Origin of the sequence: Microbacterium arborescens (assembly GCF_049707515.1) — a bacterium.
GTDB lineage: Bacteria > Actinomycetota > Actinomycetes > Actinomycetales > Microbacteriaceae > Microbacterium > Microbacterium arborescens_B.
In genome coordinates this window covers 634,904-652,255 of sequence record NZ_JBNAFI010000001.1, presented here as the reverse complement: position 1 = coordinate 652,255, position 17,352 = coordinate 634,904, and the positions used below count along the sequence as shown (strand labels likewise).

Annotated in this window: 14 protein-coding genes and 1 tRNA gene; 6 read left to right on the top strand and 9 right to left on the bottom strand. The window is 69.8% G+C overall.

Annotated elements, in window-relative coordinates:
* The first annotated feature begins 101 nt into the window (after positions 1–101).
* Positions 102–1,736, top strand: coding sequence for a serine/threonine-protein kinase (locus tag ACPYN5_RS02885; RefSeq protein WP_424447469.1), 1,635 nt, complete (start codon positions 102–104; stop codon positions 1,734–1,736).
* Between the two features lie 24 nt (positions 1,737–1,760).
* On the opposite strand, the gene ACPYN5_RS02880 is transcribed toward ACPYN5_RS02885, so the two are convergent.
* From ACPYN5_RS02880 to ACPYN5_RS02865, 4 genes are all read right to left on the bottom strand, one after another.
* Positions 1,761–2,345: an isochorismatase family protein gene (locus ACPYN5_RS02880; RefSeq protein ID WP_424447468.1), complete on the bottom strand. Its 585-nt coding sequence runs from the start codon at positions 2,343–2,345 to the stop codon at positions 1,761–1,763.
* Entirely contained in the window at positions 2,342–4,546 is a 2,205-nt protein-coding gene (locus tag ACPYN5_RS02875; protein ID WP_424447467.1) for an MMPL family transporter, read from the bottom strand. Before ACPYN5_RS02875 ends, ACPYN5_RS02880 begins: the two co-directional genes overlap by 4 nt.
* An 80-nt stretch (positions 4,547–4,626) precedes the next feature.
* Entirely contained in the window at positions 4,627–5,022 is a 396-nt protein-coding gene (locus ACPYN5_RS02870) for a hypothetical protein (RefSeq protein ID WP_424447466.1), read from the bottom strand.
* Between the two features lie 87 nt (positions 5,023–5,109).
* A complete protein-coding gene (locus ACPYN5_RS02865; protein WP_424447680.1) occupies positions 5,110–5,688 on the bottom strand; it encodes a TetR/AcrR family transcriptional regulator in 579 nt (192 codons plus the stop codon).
* A 189-nt stretch (positions 5,689–5,877) separates the two neighbouring features.
* Here ACPYN5_RS02865 and ACPYN5_RS02860 point away from each other — a divergent pair, with 189 nt between their 5' ends.
* Both ACPYN5_RS02860 and ACPYN5_RS02855 read left to right on the top strand, forming a co-directional pair.
* Entirely contained in the window at positions 5,878–6,642 is a 765-nt protein-coding gene (locus tag ACPYN5_RS02860; RefSeq protein ID WP_424447679.1) for a sugar phosphate isomerase/epimerase family protein, read from the top strand.
* Positions 6,639–7,766 carry a Gfo/Idh/MocA family protein gene (locus ACPYN5_RS02855; RefSeq protein WP_424447465.1) on the top strand — a complete coding sequence of 376 codons (1,128 nt, stop codon included), beginning with the start codon at positions 6,639–6,641 and terminating at the stop codon, positions 7,764–7,766. The genes ACPYN5_RS02860 and ACPYN5_RS02855 overlap by 4 nt, the downstream gene beginning before the upstream one ends.
* 211 nt (positions 7,767–7,977) lie before the next feature.
* On the opposite strand, the gene ACPYN5_RS02850 is transcribed toward ACPYN5_RS02855, so the two are convergent.
* Positions 7,978–8,053: transfer RNA gene (locus tag ACPYN5_RS02850), tRNA-Thr, on the bottom strand.
* A gap of 228 nt (positions 8,054–8,281) precedes the next feature.
* On the opposite strand from ACPYN5_RS02850, the gene ACPYN5_RS02845 reads away from it, so the two are divergent.
* The 3 genes from ACPYN5_RS02845 to ACPYN5_RS02835 all read left to right on the top strand — a co-directional run bounded on the left by ACPYN5_RS02845 (position 8,282) and on the right by ACPYN5_RS02835 (position 10,935).
* On the top strand, positions 8,282–9,178 hold the full coding sequence (locus tag ACPYN5_RS02845) for a MetQ/NlpA family ABC transporter substrate-binding protein (protein WP_424447464.1): 897 nt from the start codon (positions 8,282–8,284) through the stop codon (positions 9,176–9,178).
* Positions 9,179–9,245: 67 nt separating this feature from the next.
* Complete coding sequence (locus ACPYN5_RS02840; RefSeq protein ID WP_424447463.1) at positions 9,246–10,283, top strand: methionine ABC transporter ATP-binding protein; 1,038 nt, start codon at positions 9,246–9,248, stop codon at positions 10,281–10,283.
* Positions 10,276–10,935 carry a methionine ABC transporter permease gene (locus ACPYN5_RS02835; protein ID WP_424447462.1) on the top strand — a complete coding sequence of 220 codons (660 nt, stop codon included), beginning with the start codon at positions 10,276–10,278 and terminating at the stop codon, positions 10,933–10,935. Before ACPYN5_RS02840 ends, ACPYN5_RS02835 begins: the two co-directional genes overlap by 8 nt.
* A gap of 243 nt (positions 10,936–11,178) precedes the next feature.
* On the opposite strand, the gene ACPYN5_RS02830 is transcribed toward ACPYN5_RS02835, so the two are convergent.
* From ACPYN5_RS02830 to topA, 4 genes are all read right to left on the bottom strand, one after another.
* Positions 11,179–12,732: an alpha/beta hydrolase gene (locus tag ACPYN5_RS02830; protein WP_424447461.1), complete on the bottom strand. Its 1,554-nt coding sequence runs from the start codon at positions 12,730–12,732 to the stop codon at positions 11,179–11,181.
* Positions 12,729–13,883 (bottom strand): DNA polymerase III subunit delta', encoded by a 1,155-nt coding sequence (locus ACPYN5_RS02825; RefSeq protein ID WP_424447460.1) that lies wholly within the window; start codon positions 13,881–13,883, stop codon positions 12,729–12,731. Before ACPYN5_RS02825 ends, ACPYN5_RS02830 begins: the two co-directional genes overlap by 4 nt.
* 120 nt (positions 13,884–14,003) lie before the next feature.
* Positions 14,004–14,642, bottom strand: coding sequence for a dTMP kinase (gene tmk, locus ACPYN5_RS02820; RefSeq protein WP_424447459.1), 639 nt, complete (start codon positions 14,640–14,642; stop codon positions 14,004–14,006).
* A complete protein-coding gene (gene topA / locus ACPYN5_RS02815; RefSeq protein ID WP_424447458.1) occupies positions 14,639–17,344 on the bottom strand; it encodes a type I DNA topoisomerase in 2,706 nt (901 codons plus the stop codon). Before topA ends, tmk begins: the two co-directional genes overlap by 4 nt.
* Between the last annotated feature and the right edge of the window lie 8 nt (positions 17,345–17,352).

The window sequence follows — 17,352 nt, the reverse complement described above, 5'->3', positions numbered from 1 at the left end:
CTCATAGCGCGCGTCGCCTCCGAGCGCCAGTCCCCCTCTGCGTCCGGCCGTCCGGGTCTACCGTTGCTCGCGGTGGGGACGGCCGAGGACGAGGACGCGGGATGAACGACGGTGTCAAGAGCGATGATGCCGCGCTCCCGGGTGCGCTTCTTGCGGATCGTTATCGCGTCATCGAGCCGATCGGATCCGGCGGCATGGCACGCGTCTTCCTCGCGCGGGACGAGGCGCTCGGGCGTCCGGTCGCCGTCAAGGTCCTGCGCTCCGAACTGACCGACACCGCCTCGGCGGATCGCGCCGCCATCGAGACGCGGTTGCTCGCCTCGCTCAATCACCCGGGGCTCGTCACGCTGTTCGATGCTCACCTGAACGAGGAGCCGCGTTTCCTCGTCATGGAGCACGTCGTCGGGATGACGCTGTCGGAGCGCATCGCTTCGGAGGTGCTGGATGCTCGCGAGCTCGCGGCTCTCGGAGGTCAGCTCGCCGACGCGCTCCACGTCGTCCACGATGCCGGGATCGTGCACCGCGACGTCAAGCCGTCGAACATCCTGCTGGCGCGGTCGACGGTTCCCGGGGTGCCCCTCCGGGCCAAGCTCGCCGATTTCGGCATCGCGCACCTGCTCGACAGCGAGCGGGTGACGTCGCCGAGCCTCCTCATCGGGACAGCCGCTTACATCGCGCCCGAGCTGCTCCACGGCGCCGACCCGGCTCCGCCGTCAGACATCTACGCCCTCGGTCTCGTGCTGCTCGAAGCGGCCAGCGGCGAGCGCGCCTTCGCGGGGTCGGAGGGCAATCGCGGGCAACTGCTGGCGCGCCTGACGCGCGACCCCGACATGCCGACGCTGCTCGGCCACGAGTGGCGCGACCTCCTGTACGCCATGACCGCACGGCAGCCCGAAGATCGCCCGACCGCGGCCGAGGTCATGTCCCGGTTGAGCGGACACGGGGTGACCCCCGGCGGCGCGATGGTGCCGCTGACCACGGGCGCCGGTTCGGTCGGCGGCATCGACCTCGATCGCGAGCAAAGCGACCGCCGGGCTGCGATGGCGAGTGTCGCCACCGCGGCGTGGCCGATCACTCCTGCTCGGGGCACCGAGGCACCGCGCTACGACGCGCCGGTCACCGCGGCCTCCGCTTTCTCGTCGCGAGCCGACGGCGAACCGACCCTGGTGACGCCGAGCCTCGCTGCGGCGGCGGCATCGGCGCCCGATCGGGTCATTGCCGAGCGACGGCGGCGTCGCAAGAGGTCTGCGATCGCCCTCGGCGCGGTCGCGGCGAGCGCCCTCGGCGTTGTGATCAGCGCGCACCTGATGTTCTCTCCGCAGACGGCCCCCACCACGGATGTCACCGATCGTGCCGTCGTTCAGACCCCGCCGAGCATCCCGGCCGAGGAAGGCCCCGCCGACGACAGCGGCGACGAGAGCGGCGTGGCGGACGACGCTGTGACGGACACCCAGACCGTCGTCGCGCCCGAGACGGGCGGAGCCGATGCCTCGACCGACATCGTCGGCACCGCGCCGGCAGACACGACGACCGTCGACAGCGCCGTCCCGCCCGCTGAGAACCGCGGCTCGGGACCGGGCGCGAACAGCGGCAACGGCGCCGTCAACGGCAACGGCGCCGTCAATGGCAACGGTTCCGGGAACGGCAACGGAAACGGCCCTGGCGCGAACAGCGGAAGCGGCCCCGGGTCGGCACCCGGCTCGGCTCCCGGAAAGCCCGACAAGCCCGGCGGCTGACGGACCGCCCCGGCGTGACGAACCTCAGTGGCTCGTGCTGGTCGCGAGCTCCGCGCCCGCGTGGGCGAGCTCAGCCAGGGCGGCTTCGCTCGAGTCTTCGGCGACGCCCGCCACGAGGTCGGTGAGCACCCGTACGCGCCGCCCATGGGCGATCGCGTCGAGCGCGGAGGCGCGCACGCAGTAATCGGTCGCGATGCCGACGACGTCGACGTCGACGACGCCGTGCGCGGTCAGCAGATCGGCGACGGCATCCCCCTCGTCCGTGGTTCCTTCGAACAGCGAGTACGCGCGTACTCCCTGTCCCTTCTTCACGTGGTGGGTGACGGCGGCGACGTCGAGCTCGGGGTCGTACTCCGCTCCTGCCGTGTCGGCGACGCAGTGCACCGGCCAGGTGTCGATGTAGTCCGGCTCGCCGTCGGCGAAGTGCCCGCCGTTGTCGTGATCGGCGTGATGCCAGTCGCGTGAGGCCACGATGAGCTCGTAGTCGTCGGCGTGCTCCCGGAGGTGACGGGTGATCGCGGCCGCGACGGCGTCACCGCCGGTCACCCCGAGAGCGCCGCCCTCGGTGAAGTCGTTCTGGACATCGACGATGAACAGCGCACGGGTCATGCGTCGAGCGTACGCTCCGACTCCTTCCGACGCGCGTCACGCTCGCGACGCCACAGCTTCGACGGCCACCAGATCGCCGCCCCGATGTCGTGAGCGAGCGCCGGCACCAGCAGCGACCGCACCACGAACGTGTCGAGCAGGACGCCGAAGGCCACGATGAAGGCGATCTGCGCGAGGAACAGGATCGGGATGACGCCCAGGGCGGCGAATGTCGCGGCCAGCACGAGACCGGCGGATGTGATGACCCCGCCGGTTGCCACGAGGCCGCGCGCGATCCCGCGACGCGTGCCGTGCTGGAGCGTCTCCTCTCGGACACGCGACATCAGGAAGATGTTGTAGTCGACGCCGAGAGCGACGAGGAACACGAAGCCGTACAGGGGAACCGCAGGATCACCGCCCGGGAAGTCGAACACGTGGTTGAACACGAGCGCGCTGACCCCGAGCGCTGTCCCGAACGACAGGATCGTGCTGAGGATGAGCAGCACCGGTGCGAGCACCGATCGCAGCAACAGCATCAGGATGACCAGGATGACGACCAGGATGACGGGGATGATGACGGTCCGGTCGCGGATGGAGGTGTCGTTGGTGTCGACGTCGGTCGCCGTCGTTCCCCCGACGAGCACGTCGGGCACGTCCTGGTCGAAGGTCGCCCGCAGGTCGCGGACGGTCTGCTCGGCCGCGAGCGAATCGGCCGGGTCGGTGAGGGTCGCCGACAACAGGACGTCGCCCTGCGAGACCGTCGGCGCGGGCGCCGGGGCACCCGGCGGGCCCGCGACGGCGAAGACGGGCTCGCCGTCCTCCAGGGTCACCGAGACCTGTCCCGTTGGCGAGTCGGCTGAGACGGCGGCGACCGAGGAGATGCCGGGATTCTCATCGAGCACGGTGAGTGCGTCTGCGAGTCGATCTTCCGGGACGATGATCGAGGCGGGGCTGCCCGACCCGGCGGGGAAATGCTCGGCGAGCGCCACCTGACCGTCGCGAGCCTCGGACGCGCCGAGTACGAGATCGCTGGAGGGAACGCCGTTCGCGTTCAGCTGCAGGACCCCGGCCGTACCCGCGAGAAGCACGACGGTGCTGGCGATCCATACGGTTCGCGCCCGACGGGCGACGAAGCGTGCCTGGCGCGGCCAGAGCCCCGAGACCGGCTGCCGCGGGTCGTCGGGCAGGTCGATGGCGCCGGTGCGCGGAATGAAGGGCCAGAACGCGGCGCGTCCGAACAGGGCCAGGAGAGCGGGCAGGAAGGTGAGCGCGGAGAGCATCGAGAAGGCGATGCCGATGGAGGCGATCGGTCCAAGCGCCTTGTTGCTCGCGAGATCGCTGAGCAGCAGGCACAGCAGACCTGCGATGACGGTCCCGCCCGAGGCGAGGATCGGCTCGACGGCTCCCTTCCAGGCGCGCAGCGTCGCGTCCCAGCGCGAAGCGCCCGCCCCTATCGCTTCCCGGTAGCGCGCCGTGTACAGCAGCGCGTAGTCGGTGGCGGCTCCGATGACGAGGATGAAGAGGATGCCCTGCACCTGGCCGTTGAGCACGACGATGTCGGCCTTCGCGAGCCACCACACCGTCAGGAGCGCGACGCACAGCGCGAACACCGAGGTGAGGAGGACGAGGATCGGCAGCAGCGGTGAGCGGTAGACGATGACGAGGATGACGAAGACCGCAGCGAGGGCGACGATCAGAAGCAGCCCATCGATGCCGAGGAAGCCCTTCGCCAGGTCCGCCGTGAAACCGGCTGGGCCCGTGACCCATGCCTCGACGCCGCTCGGGACCTCGTCCTGGACGATCGCCCGGATCTCCTCGACGATCTCTCGCACCTCGCCCGACGCATCGATGGGCACGAAGAGCTGCACCGCGAGCCCGTCCTGGGACGGAATCGGCGGTGATACCTCGCCGACACCGGCGACGGCACCGATGGCCGGAGCCAGCTCGGCCAGTGCCGCCGACTGCGTCTGATCGAGCGGCTCGGAAGCCGAGGCGACCACGACGGCCGGGATCTCGTCACCACCGGTGAACTCGGTGAGCCGCTCGTTGACCTGGGTCGCGTCGGCGCTGGCCGGGAGGAACGACGACTGGTCATTGGTGGCCACCTCGTCGACGCGTCCGAAGTAGGGTCCGCCCACCGAACCGCCGACGAGCCAGACCAACACGAGGACAGCGGGGAGGCCGATGCGCAGCCAGCGAGGGACGCTTTGTTCGCTCTTCACGTAGGTAGCTTATCTAGCTATCTAGCCGAGCGCCAGCTCGTTCTCTCGGATCAGGCGGGCGGCGAACGAGCGTCGGCGACTCACCCGCGCACGAAGAGGACCACCCAGGATGCGATGAGAGCGAGCACGCCGACAGCACCGAAGCCGAGCGTCAGCCCGACCAGGAGACGGTGAACGGGAGGGCGACGGCTCAGCCGCATCCTCCCCCGCCACCCGTGTCGGTACCACATGTCCACCCGGTCGCGTCCCGCGAGGACCGCGGCGGTGTGGTCGTCGACTCTGGCGCCGTTCGCCTCGCCCTCGTCGTCGAACCAGCGAACCCACGTGCCATCGGGCTCGTGATCCACGAGGCCCAGGGTCGGGAGCCAGGTGCCGTCGCTCGCCCAGAGGACGAGGAGCGCGATGCCGAAGAGGATCGCTCCGCCGAAGCCCGCCCAGCTGAGGACTTCCAGGACCGCGTCGAGAGTCGTCGTCACGCGCACCCCCGGCGCGGGGATCGGGTCGCGTGGGCCATGGACTCAGTATGGTTCACGCCCGACGCGCAGACGGCGCGCGGCACACGCTCACGCGGGGCGCAGCAGCACGGCGAGCGAGGCCAGCGTGCGCTCGAGCTCGATCGAGGGCTCGAGCAGCCACTGGATCTGCAGACCGTCGGATGCCGCGATGAGCAGAGCCGCGAGCTGCTCGGCGGGCACGTCGTCTCGCACGGTGCCGGCGCGCTGCTCGGCTCGCAGCCGCTCAGTGAGCTCGCCGCGAATGCGCTCGAACCGCGCGGTGAAGAAGCGCTTGCCGTGCTCGCTCCCCGCCTCGAGGGCGCCGGCGACGAGGATCGAGTAGAGCTCGACGAGCCCCGGCACCTCGGCGTTGTCGACCGCGGCGCGGGTCATGACGCCGACCGCCGTCTCGGGCGGCGTCGGGTTCCGCCGGCCGCGCTGCGTCTCGGCGTGCTCGTACACCGCGACGAGGAGCTGCTCGCGCGATTCGAAGTAGTGCAGCAGAGCAGCGTGCGACACGCCGATCGCCTCGGCGATACGGCGCAGGGATGTGCCCTGCAGACCCCGCTCCTGGAACACCTCGATCGCGCGATCGAGGATCTCCTGCCGTCGCGCGACGCCCTTGGCGTAGGCGCCCGGACGCCCCATCTCCGCGCGATCGTCGTTGCTCACTCGGCGACTGTAACAAAAAACCTCCGGTTGGATGTATTCCGTGTTAGCGTGACGGCGTGCCCTCGAACGGCACCCCGCACGATGACGTACGAAAGAAGGTCGACTGTGACTCAGGTCCAGGCATCCGTCCAGCTCTATTCGCTTGCGAAGGAGTTCTCCGCCGATATGTCCGGCTCGCTGGCGAAGCTCGCCGAGATCGGATTCGCACACGTCGAGGCGTTCGACTTCGTCTCGCGCCCGACCGAGATCCGTGCGGCGCTGGATGCCGCCGGGCTCACCTCCCCTACCGGCCACGCTCCCCTGCTGACCGATGAGCTCTGGACGCCGGATGGCTCCATCCCCACTCCGGCGCCCGAGGTCGTCTACGAGGCGGCGGCGACGATCGGCATCACGACCGTCATCGACCCGTTCGTCTCGCCCGACCGCTGGCTCACCGAAGACGGCGTCGCCGACATCGCCCAGCGTCTGAACGCTCAGGCCGAGATCGCGGCCGGGTTCGGTCTGAGCGTCGGCTACCACAACCACGCGCAGGAGTTCGTGGCCTCGTTCGACGGGCAGAGCGCGTACGAGCGCTTCGTGTCGCTCCTCGACGAGCGGGTCACCCTCGAGCTCGACCTCTTCTGGGCGCTCACCGGCGGCCAGGACGTTCCCGCCCTGGTGAAGAGCCTCGGCGACCGCCTCATCGCCGTCCACGTCAAGGACGGTGTCGTTCCGGCATCGAACCCGTGGGCACCCGGTGCCGAGCAGTTCGGCTCGGACACCCTCGACCAGCGCCACGCCGGTACGGGCGACGTCCCCCTCGCCGAGTCGCTGCGCGCGGCGACCGCGCTGAAGTACGCCGTCGTCGAGTACGACAAGGCGCCCGGTGACGTCTTCGCCGATGTTGCCGCCAGCCTGGCGTTCCTCCGCGAGAACGGCGTCAGCGCATGACCGGGCCCGTCGGAGTCGGTTTCGTCGGCGTCGGTGTCATCAGCGACACGTACCTCGAGAACCTGAACTCGTTCCCCGATGTCCGCGTCGTCATCCTGGGCGACCTCGACGTCGACCGCGCGAAGGCGCAGGCCGAGAAGCACGGCGTCGGCGAGTGGGGCACGACGGACGACGTCCTCGCCCACCCCGACGTCGACGTCATCGTCAACCTGACGATCCCCGCCGTCCACGTCGAGATCTCCTCGCGCGCCATCGCAGCGGGCAAGCACGTCTGGACGGAGAAGCCGCTGGGCCTCGACCGTGAGGGCACGGCCGAGCTCCTGCGACAAGCGGATGCGGCGGGCCTGCGCATCGGCTCGGCGCCCGACACCCTGCTGGGCCCGGGCTTCCAGACCGCCAAGCGCGCGATCCAGAGCGGCGTCATCGGCGAGCCGATGTTCGCGTCGACCACCTTCCAGACCGTGGGCCCCGACCTCTGGCATCCCAGCCCCGCCTTCCTGTTCGCTCAGGGTGCCGGGCCGCTGCTCGACATGGGACCGTATTACTTCAGCGGCCTCGTCAGCCTCTTCGGTCCGGTCGACCGGGTCGCCGCCGTCGGCCGCAAGAAGCTCGAGGAGCGCACGATCCAGGCCGGCCCCAACGCCGGCACGGTGTTCCCCGTCGAGGTGCCGACCACGATGCAGGTCATCACGGCCTTCGAGGCGGGGCAGCAGGCGGCGAGCCTGTTGAGCTTCGACTCCGCGCTCGAGCGTCACGGCGTCTTCGAGGTGCACGGTACCGAGGGCTCGATCGTCATCCCCGACCCCAACCAGTTCGAGGGACGCATCGCCTACGTCAAGGCGCGGAAGTCCATCTCGGACGGCAACTGGGGCGAGCAGGAGTGGATCGAGATCGAGCAGGAGGGCAAGCTCACCGGGCGCGGCCTGGGTCTGCTCGACATGGTCCGCGCGATCGCCGAGGACCGCCCGCACGTCGCCACCGGCGAGCTCGGCTACCACGTGCTCGACGTCATGCTCTCGGCGCAGGAATCCGCCGCCTCGGGCGAGTTCGTCAAGGTCGGAAGCACCGTGGCACCCGTGCCCGCCGTGCCGGTCGACTTCGACCCCTTCGCCGCGACGCTCTAACGTCCCGCTCCCGCTCCGCGAGCCCCGCGAGCCCCGTCCGGTCGCCCCGGACGGGGCTCGCGTCACGTCGCGTCGCGGCATCCCGTGAGAATCGCCCCCCGCCGTGACGATCGCTCGGAGCTGCCGATTCTCACGACGAACGCCGATTCTCGCGCGGGCGTCGGTGCAGCGACGCGAAAAGGCCCGGACTTCGGTGAAGTCCGGGCCTTTGTGGAGCCGCCTAAGGGAATCGAACCCTTGACCTATTCATTACGAGTGAATCGCTCTGCCGTCTGAGCTAAGGCGGCGCGCGTCGCTGTGCGATGCACGATCAGCAATGTTACATGGTCTCCGACCCCGCCGCGAACCCGCGGCGCTGCGACCCCCTATAGCGGGAGACGCCGTGTTACGCGACGATTACGCGTTGTCCACAGCGGGCGCTTACCGTCGAAGGGCACCGCGAAGAGGCGAGCGCGGCCCCGGTCGCGCACGGGCGGGTCACCGCCCCGCGGTGCCTGATCCGAGGAGCACCACCCATGTCCAAGCGACTTCTGACCGCGGCCGCCCTGGCCCTTCCCCTGACCCTCCTGCTGGGCGCGTGCGCGTCGAACGCCGGATCCGGCGACGCGGGCGACGCCGCTCAGGACGGTCCGGTCCGCATCGGCGTCGTCGGCGCCGGCGACCCGTACTGGGAGACCTACGAGGAAGCCGCTGCCGAGGAAGGCATCGAGGTCGACATCGTCGACTTCACCGAGTACACGCAGCCCAACCCGGCGCTCTCGGCAGACGAGCTCGACCTGAACCAGTTCCAGCACATCATCTACCTCGCGACCTACAACGTGAACGCCGACGATGACCTCGTCGCCGTCGGCTCGACCGCGACCTACCCGCTCGGCCTGTACTCGACGCAGTACGACTCGGTCGACGCGATCCCCGACGGCGCCACCGTCGCCGTTCCCAACGACGAGAGCAACCAGGCTCGCGGCCTGCTCGTGCTGCAGGCGCAGGGCCTCATCGAACTGAAAGACGGCGGCTCGGTCTTCTCCACGACCGCCGACGTCGAGCCCGGGTCGAAGGTCAAGGTCGAGGCTCTCGATGCCGCTCTGACCGCGACCTCGCTTCCCGATGTCGCCGCGGCCATCATCAACAACGACTTCGTCGAGGACGCGGGCCTGGAGTTCGCCGACGCCCTCGCGACCGACGACCCGAGCGACCCGAGCGCGCAGCCCTACATCAACATCTTCGCCGCCAAGGCCGAGGACGCCGACAACCCCACCTACGAGAAGCTCGTCGAGATCTTCCAGGACACCCAGGCCGTCACCGACGGACTGCAGGAGGCCTCGGGAGGTTCGGCCGTCCTCGTGAAGACGCCGAAGGACGAGCTCGCGTCGGCTCTGAAGCAGGTCGAGGACGACATCCGCGCCAACCAGTGACATCCTGCGTGTGCGGCCCGTTCGACCGGACGGGCCGCACACGCATGTCCCGTTCGAGGAGCACCGCATGACCCTCATCCGCCTGTCCGGCGTGACCAAGAGCTTCCCCCCGTCCACCAAGGGCGGCGACCCGGTCGTGGCGGTGGACGACGTCGACCTCGAGATCGAGGCCGGCACCGTCTGCGGCATCGTCGGTTACTCCGGCGCGGGCAAGAGCACCGTGCTTCGGCTGGTCAACGCGCTCGAGACACCGACGAGCGGCAGCGTCGAGATCGACGGGCGCGACATCACCGGGCTCCGCGAGCGCGAGCTGCGCGCTCTGCGCGGCGACATCGGGATGATCTTCCAGCAGTTCAACCTCTTCGACTCGCGCACCGTCGCGGGCAACGTGGCGTATCCCCTCGAGGTGGCCGGCCGCTCGCGCGCCGAGGTCAAGGAGCGCGTGGCCGAGCTGCTCGAGTTCGTCGGGCTGTCGGGCAAAGCGCGCAACTACCCCGATCAGCTCTCGGGCGGGCAGCGGCAGCGGGTGGGCATCGCCCGCGCGCTCGCCACGAGTCCCCGGATTCTGCTGGCCGATGAGGCCACGAGCGCGCTCGACCCCGACACGACGCAGGAAGTGCTCGCGCTGCTCAAGCGCATCAACACCGAGCTCGGCGTCACCATCCTCGTCATCACGCACGAGATGGAGGTCGTCCGCTCGATCGCCGACCGGGTCGTGGTGATGGAGCACGGCCGCGTCATCGAGAGCGGCGACGTGTTCGATGTGCTGTCGGCTCCGCAGCACGAAGCGACACGACGGTTCGTCGCCAGCATCATCGACGAAGTACCCGCGGGCGACAAGCTCGCCGCTCTCCGCGCGCGGCACCCCGGCCGTCTCGTCACCTTCACCATCCGCGAGGGCGAGTCGACCCAGGCGGATGTCTTCGCGGCGCTCTCGTCGCATGGCGTGCGCTTCGAGCTCATCCACGGCGGAATCAACGACATCCGCGGGCGGGTCTTCGGACACCTGACCCTCGCCCTGTCGGGAGAACCGGATGCCGTCGGTCGCGCGATCGCCGCGGCATCCGCCCACGCACCGCTCATCGAGGAGGACTCCCGTGGATAGGCTCATCGACCTGCTGCCCGATCTGTGGCCGGCGACGGCCGAGACGCTCTCCATGATCACGCTGAGCCTGCTGTTCGGCGGCATCGCGGGGTTCCTCATCGGCCTGGCGCTCTACGCGACGCGGACCGGCAGCCTGTTCCCCAACCGGGTCGTCTTCGGCATCGTCAACGTGATCGTGAACACCTTCCGCCCGATCCCCTTCATCATCTTCATGGCCGCCGTGCAGCCGCTGGCGCGCGCGTTCAGCATCCGTGGCATCGGCATCGAGTTCGCCGTGTTCGCCATCTCGATCGCGTCGATGTTCGCCATCGGGCGCATCGTCGAGCAGAACCTGCTGACCGTGCGCCCCGGGGTGATCGAGGCTGCACGCGCGGCCGGGGCGAGCCGCTCTCGAATCCTGTTCCGGCTCGTCCCCCGCGAGTCGCTCGGCCCGCTCGTGCTCGGCTACACGTTCATCGTGGTCGCGCTCGTCGACATGACCGCCGTCGCGGGAGCCATCGCGGCCGGTGGTCTCGGCCAGTTCGCGCTCGTGAACGGCTTCCGTCAGTTCAACCCATGGGTGACGTGGGCGGCCGTGATCATCATCATCCTGCTCGTGCAGGGCGTTCAGTTCCTCGGCAACGCGCTCGCACGCCGCATCCTCCGGCGCTGACGCTCCACCGCTTCGCGAGGTCTCAGGGTCAGTCCGAGGCCCCCGTTCGGCCGGGCGTGCACCCACCGAGGTCCCACTCTGGCCGGGTATGGCGGCATCATTCCCGGCCCAGGTGGGACCTCGGTGTCGCACGCTGGCGGCGCGCACTCCCCAGCGGCACCGAGGTCCCGCTACGACCGGTTATGACAACAGCATTCCCAGCCCAACGGGGACTTCGGGTGGGATGCGGCCAGGCCCCGGACGCTAGCGGCAGACGACGCCGTCCTCGGGAACGGCGTCGTCGAGGAAGAACGCCTCGACCGCTTCGTCGACGCAGGTGCTGCCCTTCTGGAAACCGGTGTGCCCCTCGCCCTCACGCGTGATGAGAACGCCCGACGCCAGCTGGTCGGCGAGGGAGACCGACCACTCGTACGGGGTGGCGGGATCGTTGGTGGTGCCGATCACGACGATCGGTGCGGCACCGTCGGCCGTGATCTCCCCGCGAGTGCCGGTGGGCGGGTACGGCCAGACCGCGCACGCGTCGACGCCCTCCCAGTACGGCGCGACGGTCGGCGCTTCCACCGCGAGACGCGCCTTCGACGCGGCCTCGGCCTCGGGGTCGTTCTCGACCGGGTAGTCCATGCAGTTGTACGCACGGAACGCCTCGGAGGAGTTGTCCTCGTACTGCCCCTCGGGGGTTCGGGCGTAGTAGAAGTCCGCCAGCAGGAAAGCCGTCTGCGGATCGCCGCCCAGAGTCTCGGTGAGGGCCTGACGCAGGATGGGCCAGTTGTCTTGGGAGTACAGCGCCGCGATGATCGCCGTCATGAGCGAGTCGGCGCCGAGCCGCCGGCCGTCGGATGCCGGCAGGGGCGATGCGTCGACGCTCGCGAGCAGCGTTGCGAGGTCGGCCATCGCGTCGTCGACCGATCCGCGGAACGGACAGTCCTCCGCCTCGATGCAGTCAGCCATGAAGGCGCGCAGTGCCGACTCGAACCCCACCGCCTGCGTGGTGCTGACCTCGAGCGAGGGCACGCTCGGATCGATCGCTCCATCGAGCACGAGACGTCCGACCTTCTCGGGGTACAGCTTCGCGTAGGTGGCGCCGAGGAAGGTGCCGTACGAGTAGCCGAGGTAGTTGAGCTTCTCGTCACCGAGGACGGCGCGCAGGAGGTCCATGTCGCGGGCCGCGAACTCCGTCGTGATGAAGGGCAGCACCCCGTCGCTGTTCTCTTCGCATGCGGCGGCGAACTGCTCGTTGCGGGCCGTGAGCTCGGCTTCCCACTCGGGCGTCCCTCGCGGCGCTGCCGGGATGTCGAAGAAGTAGGCGTCGGTGCCGGCGGCGTCGAAGCACGACACCGCGCTCGATCGGCCGACTCCACGGGGGTCGAAGCCGATCACGTCGTACGCGTCGGCGAGCACCGACCCGACGGCGAACTGCGCGCTCTCGGCGATGAGGTCGTACCCGCTCGCGCCGGGACCGCCCGGGTTCACCAGCAGCGACCCGAGCGCGTCGCCCGAGTCGGCTGCGCGTCGCACGACGGCGAGCTCGACCTCCCCCACGGAGGGGTCGTTCCAATCCCGCGGCGCGCGTACCGTCGTGCAGTCGTACGCACCGGAGTCGGCGCCCTCGCACGTCTCCCACGACAGCTCCTGCCCGTAGAACGGCAGCAGTTCCGCCGAGACACCCTCGGTGATCGGAGTGCGGCTGGGCGCGGGCGAGGCCTGATCGGGGCCCGCGTTGAAGATGCATCCGGTGAGGGCCGTGACGGTCGCCGCGGCGATGGCGACGACGGTGACCAGGCGACGGGGAGCTTTCACGGGGTCCTTCCGCTAGCGACGGTGATGAGCATGCTCTCGAGAGCGAGGAGCGGCGCGGCGTTGCCCTCGAGGGCGGTGCGGGTGGCCGAGATGCGATCGAGCACGACGAGGGTGCGATCAGGCGTCCACGCCGATGCGAGGGCCGTGAGCTCACTCGAGAGCTCACGGTTGATCAGGTCGCCCTCGCGGCCGAACTGCAGCATCAGGGCGTCGCGGTACATCGATTCGAGGTCGGTGAGCACGCGGTCGATGCCGTCGCGCAGGCTGCGGGTCGCGCGACGCTTCTGCTCATCCTCGAGCGCGCTCAGCTGACCCCGCACCGCCGGCGGCACCGGAGCCCCCGGCGCCACCCCGAGGGTGCGCCGCAGGGCCTCGCGCTCGCTCTCATCGCGTTCAGCCGTGAGCGCCTTGGCATCCTCCGTGGCAGCCGAGACGATGCGCCCGGCGGTCTCGACGGCATCGGACACCCCGCGCACTGCCAGCACCGCACGCAGTGTCGCATCGCGACGCTCGCGGGAGGCGGCATCCGTCGCCAGCCGCTGCGCCATGCCGATGTGGCGCTGCGCGAGCCGGGCCGACTGTTCGGCGACAGCTTCGTCGACGCCGGTGCGGGCGGAGATGAGACGCGCGACATCCGCGACGTCGGGCTCACGCAGGCGGAGCGTCCGAACGCGCGATCGGATCGTCGGCAGCAGGTCGGCGTCGCTCGGGGCGCACAGCACCCAGACGGTTCGCTCGGGCGGCTCTTCGAGCGCCTTCAGCAGCACGTTGCTCGTGCGCTCGACCATGCGGTCGGCGTCTTCGACGACGATGACGCGGTAACGGCCGAGCGACGGTGAGAAGTAGGAACGCTCGACGAGTGCTCGGGCGTCACGGATCGAGATGACGACGCCCTCGGTGCGTAGCGCCGTGAGATCGGGATGCGTGCCCGCCAGCACCTGCCGCATGGCGTTCTCGTCGCCCGGCTCGGCGATGAGGGCGGCAGCGAACGCATACGCGAGAGTCGAGCGCCCCGAGCCCGGGGGCCCGGTGATGAGCCACGCGTGCGCGAGCTGGGCGGGATCGGATGCCGCGGCCCGCAGGGTCGTGACGGCGGAGTCCTGACCCCAGACCTCGCCCCACGGCGGCGCGAGGGGGGCGGAGGTCGACATGGGTCCAGCCTACGGGGAGCCTCCGACGTCGGCGGCCCCGCACGAGTCCGAGCGACGATGGGCGAGGACGAGCGGAGGCGGGTCGAGGACGAGCGGGGCGAGGACGGACGAGCGACCGGATCAGCCGCGCAGCACGTTCTCGACGCGCGAACGGATCTCATCCGCGAGGTCGGCCGGTGGACGGGATGCGTCCAGCACCAGGAACCGCTCGGGCTCTGCCGCCGCGAGGTCGAGGAAGGCCGCGCGCACGCGCTCGTGGAAGTCGGCCTTCTCCGCCTCGAGCCGGTCGAACGGCTTGTCGTCCGCGTCGAGGCGTGCCCGCGCGGCGGCCGGGTCGAGATCGAGCAGCACCGTCAGATCTGGAAGCGCCCCGTCGGTCGCCCACAGCGACAGATCGCGCACCTCGCCGGCATCCAGGACGCGTCCGGCCCCCTGGTAGGCCACAGACGAGTCGAGGTACCGGTCCTGCACGACGACGGCGCCGCGGTCGAGGGCCGGACGTACGACGGTCGCGACGTGGTGTGCCCGGTCGGCGGCGTACAGCAGTGCCTCGGCGCGCGGGGCGATGTCGCCGCGGTGGTGCAGCACGATGTCGCGGATGAGTACGCCCACGTCGCTGCCCCCGGGCTCCCGGGTGCGCACGACCTCGCGGCCGCTCGCGCGGAGCCACTCCTCGAGGGCGGTCGCCTGCGTCGTCTTGCCCGACCCGTCGCCGCCCTCGAGGGTGACCCAGAGTCCGCGGTGAGCGGAGCCGGTCACTTCTTCTTGGCCGCGGGCTTGCGGGTCGTGGTCGGCTTGCGCGCCGCCGTCTTGCGCTTGGGAGCGGGACCCTTGGCGCGCTTGTCGGCGAGAAGCTGGACCGCACGCTCGAAGGTGACCTCTTCGGCGTTCTCGCCGCGCGGGATCGTCGCGTTGGTCTCTCCGTCGGTGACGTAGGGACCGAAGCGGCCGTCCTTGAGCTTGATCGGCTTGCCGCTGGTGGGGTCGGCCTCGAACTCCTTGAGCGCGCTCGACGCCGCGCGGGCGCCGTACTTCGGCTGCGCGTAGACGGCGAGGGCCTCATCGAGCGTGATGTCGAACAGCTGCTGCTCGCTGGCGAGAGTGCGCGAGTCGGTGCCCTTCTTCAGGTAGGGACCGTAGCGGCCGTTCTGGGCCGTGATCTCGGCGCCCGTCTCGGGGTCGACGCCCACGACGCGGGGAAGAGAGAGCAGCTTCAGCGCCTGGTCGAGATCGACCGTCTCGACGCTCATCGACTTGAACAGCGACGCCGTCCGCGGCTTGGGGGCCGCTTCCTTCTTCTTCGTCGTCTTCTTCTTCGCCGGCGCCACTTCGCCGGTGGCCTCGTCGACGGTCTCCTCGGGCTCGGGCTCGAGCTCCTGCACGTAGGGCCCGAAGCGTCCGTCCTTGACGACGATGAGCTTGCCGTTCTCGGGGTTCTCGCCGAGGACGCGGTCGCCTGCCACCGGCGCGTCGATGAGTTCCTGTGCCTTCTCGGGCGTCAGCTCGTCGGGGGCGAGGTCGTCGGGGACGTTGACGATGCGCGTCTCGCCCTCACCGACAGGGACGTCGAGGTAGGGCCCGTACTTGCCGAAGCGCAGCGTCGCCACGTCGCCGATCGGGGTCGCGTTGAGCTCGCGGGCGTCGATGTCGCCGAGGTTCTCGACGATGTTGCGGAGGCCGACGTGGTTGTCCGAACCGAAGTAGAACTCCTTGAGCCAGGCCTCACGCGCCTGCTCCCCTCGGGCGATCGCGTCGAGGTCGTCCTCCAACGCCGCGGTGAAGTCGTAGTCGACGAGGTCGGAGAAGTGCTGCTCGAGCAGGCGGACGACGCTGAACGAGAGCCAGCTCGGCACGAGCGCCTGTCCACGCTTGGTGACGTAGCCGCGCTCGAGGATCACGTCGATGATGCTCGCGAAGGTCGACGGACGGCCGATGCCCTTCTCTTCGAGCGCCTTGACCAGGCTCGCCTCGGTGTAGCGGGGCTTCGGGCTCGTCGCGTGGCCCTTGGGCTCGACATCCGACAGTGTCAGCTCGTCGCCGACCGCGACGACCGGCAGCGACTGGTCCGCTGAGCGGTCGCTGTCGCCTCGCTTCTCGTCGTTGCCCTCTTCGTATGCCTCGAGGAAGCCCTTGAAGGTGTAGACGGTTCCGGATGCCGTGAACGCGGCGCGCTTGCCGCCGGCGTCGACCTCGAGCGTGACGGTCGTGGTCTCGTACTTCGCATCCGACATCTGGCTGGCGACGGTGCGCTTCCAGATGAGGTCGTAGAGGCGCTGCTCGTCGCGGTCGAGGCCCGAGGCGACGGATGCCGGCGTCCGGAACTCCTCGCCCGACGGGCGGATCGCCTCGTGCGCCTCCTGCGCGTTCTTGGCATTGTTGCGGTACGAGCGCGGGCTCGCGGGAACGGCCCGGTCGCCGTAGAGCGCGACCGCCTGCGTGCGTGCCGCCGTCACGGCCTGCGCCGAGAGCGCGGTCGAGTCGGTACGCATATAGGTGATGTAGCCCTTCTCGTAGAGACGCTGGGCGACGCTCATCGCGTGCTTCGCGCTCATCGAGAGCTTGCGGCCGGCCTCTTGCTGCATCGTCGAGGTCGTGAACGGCGGCTTGGGGCTGCGGGTTCCCGGCTTGGCCTCGACCGCGGTGACGGCCGCCGTCGCAGCCTTCTCGATCGCGACTGCGAGATCGCGGGCGTCCTTCTCGCTGAGGACGACGACGGCCTTCTTGAGCGAACCGGTGTCGTCGAAGTCGGTGCCGCGGGCCAGCGGGGCACCGTCGAGCCGAGCGAGGCGGGTCGAGAACGAGCCGCCGTCCTTCGCCGCGTGGGCTTCGATGTCCCAGTACGACGCCGAGACGAACGACATCCGCTCGCGCTCGCGCTCGACGACCATGCGCGTCGCCGCGGACTGCACGCGGCCGGCGCTGAGCGCCTGCCCGTCACGACCGGAGCCGATCTTGCGCCACAGCACGGGCGAGACGTCCCACCCGTACAGGCGGTCGAGCACGCGGCGGGTCTCCTGCGCGTTGACGAGAGCCAGGTCGAGCTCGCGGGTGTTGTCGGCGGCCGCGCGGATGGCGTCCTTCGTGATCTCGTGGAAGACCATGCGCTTGACGGGGACCTTGGGCTTGAGCACCTCGAGGAGGTGCCAGGCGATGGCCTCGCCCTCGCGGTCTTCATCGGTGGCGAGCAGGACCTCGTCGGCGCTCTTCAGGGCGCGCTTGAGCTCGGCAACGGTCTTGGTCTTGCGATCGCTGACCACGTAATACGCATCGAAGCCGTTCTCGACGTCGATGGAGTACTTGCCGTACGCCTGCTTCTTGTCGGCCGGGATGTCCTCTTTCTTAGCGAGGTCCCGGATGTGCCCGACCGAGCTGAGCACTTCGTACTCGTCGCCCAGGTAACCCTGGATCGACTTCATCTTGGTCGGGGACTCGACGATGACGAGTTTCTTGCCGCCTGCCACGAGTCATC

Excerpts from the sequence above, each read along its gene's own strand:
- ACPYN5_RS02885 (WP_424447469.1), top strand. The coding sequence starts at position 102 with ATGAACGACGGTGTCAAGAGCGATGATGCCGCGCTCCCGGGTGCGCTT.
- ACPYN5_RS02880 (WP_424447468.1), bottom strand. The coding sequence starts at position 2,345 with ATGACCCGTGCGCTGTTCATCGTCGATGTCCAGAACGACTTCACCGAG.
- ACPYN5_RS02865 (WP_424447680.1), bottom strand. The coding sequence starts at position 5,688 with ATGGGGCGTCCGGGCGCCTACGCCAAGGGCGTCGCGCGACGGCAGGAG.
- ACPYN5_RS02860 (WP_424447679.1), top strand. The coding sequence starts at position 5,878 with ATGTCCGGCTCGCTGGCGAAGCTCGCCGAGATCGGATTCGCACACGTC.
- ACPYN5_RS02855 (WP_424447465.1), top strand. The coding sequence starts at position 6,639 with ATGACCGGGCCCGTCGGAGTCGGTTTCGTCGGCGTCGGTGTCATCAGC.
- ACPYN5_RS02845 (WP_424447464.1), top strand. The coding sequence starts at position 8,282 with ATGTCCAAGCGACTTCTGACCGCGGCCGCCCTGGCCCTTCCCCTGACC.
- ACPYN5_RS02840 (WP_424447463.1), top strand. The coding sequence starts at position 9,246 with ATGACCCTCATCCGCCTGTCCGGCGTGACCAAGAGCTTCCCCCCGTCC.
- ACPYN5_RS02825 (WP_424447460.1), bottom strand. The coding sequence starts at position 13,883 with ATGTCGACCTCCGCCCCCCTCGCGCCGCCGTGGGGCGAGGTCTGGGGT.